Annotated in this window: 5 protein-coding genes; all 5 read left to right on the top strand. The window is 77.2% G+C overall.

Features of this window, described 5'->3' with window-relative positions:
* A partial coding sequence (locus tag EJA20_RS17785; protein WP_164984054.1) for an FHA domain-containing protein FhaB/FipA occupies nucleotides 1–361 on the top strand: 361 nt, incomplete at its 5' end.
* A 3-nt stretch (nucleotides 362–364) separates the two neighbouring features.
* The gene (locus EJA20_RS17780; RefSeq protein ID WP_129339854.1) at nucleotides 365–1,774 is read left to right on the top strand and encodes a PP2C family protein-serine/threonine phosphatase; all 1,410 of its coding nucleotides are present in this window, start codon (nucleotides 365–367) and stop codon (nucleotides 1,772–1,774) included.
* 3 nt (nucleotides 1,775–1,777) lie between these two features.
* The gene (locus EJA20_RS17775) at nucleotides 1,778–3,265 is read left to right on the top strand and encodes an FtsW/RodA/SpoVE family cell cycle protein (protein WP_129339853.1); all 1,488 of its coding nucleotides are present in this window, start codon (nucleotides 1,778–1,780) and stop codon (nucleotides 3,263–3,265) included.
* On the top strand, nucleotides 3,262–4,716 hold the full coding sequence (locus EJA20_RS17770) for a peptidoglycan D,D-transpeptidase FtsI family protein (RefSeq protein ID WP_129339852.1): 1,455 nt from the start codon (nucleotides 3,262–3,264) through the stop codon (nucleotides 4,714–4,716). The genes EJA20_RS17775 and EJA20_RS17770 overlap by 4 nt, the downstream gene beginning before the upstream one ends.
* The coding region (locus EJA20_RS17765) for a serine/threonine-protein kinase (RefSeq protein ID WP_164984053.1) at nucleotides 4,713–5,715 on the top strand (1,003 nt) is incomplete at its 3' end. The genes EJA20_RS17770 and EJA20_RS17765, both read left to right, overlap by 4 nt.

Genomic DNA, 5,715 nt, shown 5'->3' with positions numbered 1-5,715 from the left:
CGCCGGCGCCCCCGTCGCGGGCGCCGCCCCGGCCCCCGCCGGCCGCGTGCCGCGCCGCAGCGGCCGCGACGGGCCCTCGCGCCTCGTCGTGACGGAGGGGCCGCTGCGCGGGACCACGCTGCCGCTCGGCGCGTCCGCGGTCCTCGTCGGCCGGGCCCCCAGCTGCACCCTCGTCCTCGACGACGACTACTCCTCCTCCCGCCACGCGCGCGTCTTCCCGCACGAGGGCGGCTGGTGGGTCGAGGACCTCGGCTCGACGAACGGCACGTGGGTCGACGAGCAGCGGATCACGGAGCCCGTCCCCCTGCGCACGGGCGTCGCGGTGCGGGTCGGCCAGAGCGTCCTCGAGCTGCAGAGGTAGCCCGTGGCCGTCGCCCTGCGCTACGCCGCCCGCTCCGACGTGGGCCTCGTGCGCGCCAACAACCAGGACTCCGCCTACGCGGGGCCGCACCTGCTCGTCGTCGCCGACGGCATGGGCGGCCACGCGGGCGGCGACGTGGCCTCCTCCGTCGCGGTCGCCGCGATGGCCCCGCTCGACGACGAGGCGCACGGGCCGGACGACGCGCTCGACGAGCTCGAGGACGCCCTCGACGTGGCGCGCGAGGAGATCATCGCCCGCTCCGACGCCGACCCGACGCTCTCGGGCATGGGCACGACGGTGACCGCCATCCTGCGCGCGGGCAACAAGCTCGCGATGCTGCACCTGGGGGACTCGCGCGGCTACCTCCTGCGCGACGGCGTCCTCACCCAGGTCACGGCCGACCACACCTACGTGCAGCACCTCGTCGACACGGGCCGCATCACGCCGGAGGAGGCCGAGACCCACCCCCAGCGCTCCGTCGTCATGCGGGTGCTCGGGGACTTCGACGCCGACACCACCCCCGACCTGTCCGTCCGCGAGGCCCGCCCCGGCGACCGCTGGCTCCTGTGCTCCGACGGCCTGTCGGGCTTCGTCAGCGCCGAGACCCTCGCGGAGACGCTCGCCACCGAGCACGACGTGGACGCCTGCGCCGACCGGCTCGTGCAGCTCGCGCTGCGCGCCGGCGGCGGGGACAACGTCACCGTCGTCGTCGCCGACGTCGTCGACCTCGACGCCGTGCCGGACGGGGGCGCCCCCTCGCAGCGCTCGGCCGTCGTCGGGGCGGCCGCCACGCACCGCGACGTGCCGACGACCGCGAGCGCGAGCCCCGCCGCCCGCGCCGCGGCGCTCGCCGCCCAGGCCACGCCCCGCCCCGAGGCGACGGCGCCGGGCGGGGCCGGCGCGGACGACGAGGCGTCCCCGCGCCGACGGCTGCGCACGGTGCTCGTGACGGTGGTGGCGCTCGTGCTGCTCGCGGGCGCCGGCCTCGCGGCGTACGCGTGGACGCAGACCCAGTACTACGTCGGCGCCCTCGACGACCGGGTCGCCGTGTTCCGGGGCCTGCCGGGGACGCTGGGTCCGTTCACCCTGTCCACCGCGGTGGAGCGCTCCGACGTGCGGCTCGACGACCTGCCCGTGTACCAGCAGGACGTGGTGACGGCCACGATCGAGACGGCGTCGCTCGCCGCAGCGCGCGACCTCCTCGCCGCGCTGGAGGAGCAGGCGGCGGCGCTCGAGGAGGCCGAGGCCGAGGCCCGCACGCGGCCGACCGCCACCCCGACCCCGTCGGCGCTCCCGACGGCCGGCACGGACGCGCCCGGCACCGACCCCGGCACCGACCCCGGCACCGACCCCGGCACCGGTCCCGGGCTCCCCGGCGGCCCGACCCCCGCGCCCCCGGCGCCGGAGGGCTGAGCCGTGGCGACCGTCGAGACGCACCGGGTCCGCGCGGGCCGCTGGACCGAGCTGGGCCTGCTCGTGCTGTCGCTCGCCCTGGGGATCGGGGCCTACGCCCTCGTCGGCCTCGGCACCGCGCAGGAGGTCCCGGCGAACTGGCTCGGCCACGCGGGCGTGCTCACGGGGCTCGCGCTCGCCGTGCACCTCGTGCTGCGGTGGCGCGCGCCGTGGGCGGACCCCGTGATCCTGCCCGTGGCGGTCGCGCTCAACGGCGTCGGCCTGGCGATGATCCACCGCATCGACCTCGCGCGGCAGACCCGGGGCGTCGAGTCGGCGTTCGCCGGGCGCCAGCTCATGTGGACGGCGGTCTCCGTGGCGCTCGCCCTCGCGGTCCTCGTGCTCCTGCGCGACCACCGCACCCTGCGCCGCTACACCTACGTCGCGATGCTGGCCGGGCTCGCCCTGCTCGTGCTGCCGCTCGTGCCCGTCATCGGGCAGACGATCAACGGCGCCCGGATCTGGGTGCGCGTGGGCGGGGTCGGGATGCAGCCGGCGGAGTTCGGCAAGATCGCGCTCGCCGTGTTCTTCGCGGGGTACCTCGTCAGCAACCGCGACACCCTCGCGCTGGCCGGGCGCCGGGTCCTCGGCCTCCAGCTCCCCCGCGCGCGCGACCTCGGCCCGATCCTCGTCGTGTGGGGCGCCTCGCTGGCCGTGCTCGTCCTCGAGCGCGACCTCGGCACCTCGCTGCTCTTCTTCGGGATGTTCGTCGCGATGCTCTACCTCGCGACCGAGCGGGTGAGCTGGGTCGTCCTCGGCCTCGCGCTGTTCGCGGGCGGCGCCGCCCTCGCCGCGGCCACCTTCGGGCACGTCGCCGCCCGGTTCGACGTGTGGCTGCACGCGCTCGACGACGACGTCTACCGCCGCTCGCCCGGCGGCTCGGGGCAGCTCGTGCAGGGCCTGTGGGGCATGGCCAGCGGCGGGCTCTTCGGCACGGGCTGGGGCGAGGGGCGCCCGGACCTCGTCCCCTACGCCGAGTCCGACTTCATCGTCGCCTCGCTCGGCGAGGAGCTCGGCCTCACGGGGCTCATGGCGATCCTGTCGCTCTACCTCGTGCTCGTGCAGCGCGGCCTGCGCACCGCCCTCGGCGTCCGCGACGGGTTCGGCAAGCTGCTCGCCGGCGGCCTGGCGTTCGTCGTCGCCGTGCAGTGCTTCGTCGTCGTGGGCGGGGTCACCCGGCTCATCCCCCTCACCGGCCTCACCACCCCCTTCCTCGCCTACGGCGGCTCGTCCCTCGTCGCGAACTGGGTGGTCGTCGCGCTCCTGCTGCGGATCTCCGACGAGGCGCGGCGGCCGGCCCCGGTGGTCCGCACGACGACCCCGGGCGGCGGCACGGCGGGCCTCGCCACCCCGGCGGCCGGCGTCGAGATCCTCGGCGGCGGACGGCCGGCGCGGGCCGGCGACGAGGGCGACGACCAGCCCACCGAGGTCGTGCGGGGGGTGCCGCGGTGAACACGCCCCTGCGCCGCCTGGCGACCGTCGTCCTCGTGATGTTCCTGGCCCTGCTCGGGTCCGTCACGACCGTGCAGTACCTCCAGGCCGGGTCGCTCAACAACGACCCGCGCAACGTCCGCACGCTCTACCGGGAGTTCGGCAACGCGCGCGGCTCCATCGTCGTGGCCGGGGAGGCCGTGGCCTCCTCGACGCCGGTCGACGACGCCTTCGGCTACCAGCGCGTCTACGCCGACGGGCCGCTGTGGTCGGCCGTCACGGGCTTCTACTCCATCGCCAACGGCGCCGGGTGGGGGCTGGAGGACACGGCCGACGACGTCCTGACGGGCCGCTCGGACCGCCTCTTCTTCAGCCGCCTGCGCGACGTGCTCACCGGGCGCAGCCCCGAGGGGGCGACCGTCGAGACCACGCTCGACCCCGCCGCCCAGCGGGCCGCCCGCGACGCCCTCGGCGGGCAGCGGGGGGCCGTCGTCGCCCTCGACCCCCGCACCGGCGCCGTGCTGGCCCTCGTCTCCACCCCCGGCTACGACCCGAACGCGCTCGCCGTGCACGACACCGCCGCGGCGTCGGCGGCCTTCTCCGAGCTGCTCGCGGCCGAGGGCAACCCCCTGCGCTCGAAGGCGAGCCAGGAGCTCTACCCGCCCGGCTCCACCTTCAAGCTCGTCACGGCGGCGGCGGCGCTCGAGAGCGGCCGCTACACCGCGGGCAGCACGCTGCCGGCCCCGACGGAGCTCCCGCTCCCGCAGAGCACCCGCACCCTGGGCAACTTCGGGGGCGGCGGCTGCGGCGCGGACCCCGTCTCGCTGGCCGAGGCGCTGCGGGTCTCGTGCAACACCGCCTTCGCGAGCCTGGGGATCGACCTCGGCGCCGACGCGCTGCGCGCCCAGGCCGAGGCGTTCGGCTTCGGCACCACCGTGGAGGACCTGCTGCCCAGCACCGCGACGAGCGCCTTCCCCGAGGCACCGGACGGCGCGCAGACCGCCCTGGCCGCGATCGGCCAGGGCGACGTCACGGCCACCCCGCTGCAGATGGCGATGGTCGCCGCGGCGATCGCGAACGGCGGGACCCTCATGCGCCCGTACCTCGTCGACACCGTCCGGGCCGCCGACCTGTCCGTCGTGTCGACCACGGAGCCCGACGTGCTGGCCGAGCCCGTGTCCGAGGAGACGGCCGCCACCCTCACGCAGATGATGCTCGGCGTCGTCGAGAGCGGCAGCGGCACCGCGGCGCGGATCGGCGGGGTCGCGGTCGCGGGCAAGACGGGCACGGCGCAGACGACCGCGGACGTCGCCCCCCACGCCTGGTTCACGGCGTTCGCGCCGGCCGAGGACCCGCAGGTCGCCGTCGCGGTCCTCGTCGAGAACGGCGGCGACCTCGGCTCCGACGCCACGGGCGGGCGCGTGGCCGCCCCCGTGGCGCGGGCCGTCCTCGAGGCGGTGCTGGCGCCGTGAGGGCCGCGGAGGGCACGGTGCTCGGCGGCCGCTACCGGCTCGACCGGCCGATCGCGACGGGCGGCATGGGCGAGGTGTGGGCCGGCACGGACCTCTCGCTCGAGCGGCCCGTGGCGGTCAAGGTGCTGCGCGAGGAGTTCGCGGGCGACCCGACCTTCCTCGCGCGCTTCCAGGCGGAGGCGCGCAACTCCGCCGACCTGCGGCACGCGGCCATCGCCCAGATGTTCGACTACGGCGAGCAGGAGGGGTCCGCGTACCTCGTGCAGGAGCTCGTCGACGGGGAGCCGCTGAGCGAGGTCCTCGAGCGGGAGCCCGTGCTGCCGCCGGAGCGGCTCGTGCCGATCCTCGTGCAGTCGGCGCGCGGGCTCGACGCCGCGCACCGCGCCGGCGTGGTCCACCGCGACGTGAAGCCGGGCAACATCCTCGTCACGGGCGACGGCACGGTGAAGATCACCGACTTCGGCGTCTCCCGCGCCGCCGGGCAGCAGACGATGACGGCGACGGGCATGGTCATGGGCACCGCGCAGTACCTCTCCCCGGAGCAGGCCGTGGGGCGGCCCGCGACGCCCCTGTCCGACCTGTACGCGCTCGGCGTGGTCGCCTACGAGGCGCTGGCGGGCCGGCGGCCGTTCACGGGCCCGACGACGGTGGACATCGCCGTCGCGCACGTGAACTCCCCCGTGCCGCCGCTGCCCCCCGCCGTGCCGGTGGCGCTGGCGGCGCTCGTGCTGCGCCTGCTGGCCAAGGACCCGGCGGCGCGGCCGGGCTCGGGCGCCGAGCTCGCCGCCCTCCTCGAGGCCGCCGGGCGCAGCCTGACGACGACCCGCACGCCCGTGTGGCCGCGCACCGGTGCGGGCGGTGCGCTCCCGCCGTCGTACCCCCCGCGGACGCCCGCGACGTCACCGCCGGCCGGTGCCCCCGGCGCCGGTGCCCCCGGGGCCGGCACGACGGGGGCCGGGACCGCACCGCCGCCCGGCCGCTCGACGGAGGCGCGCGCGG

The organism is Cellulomonas endophytica, from assembly GCF_004123805.1.
GTDB lineage: Bacteria > Actinomycetota > Actinomycetes > Actinomycetales > Cellulomonadaceae > Cellulomonas > Cellulomonas endophytica.
Note: the sequence above shows the minus strand (reverse complement) of the source record. Positions and strands in the feature narration are given on the sequence as shown.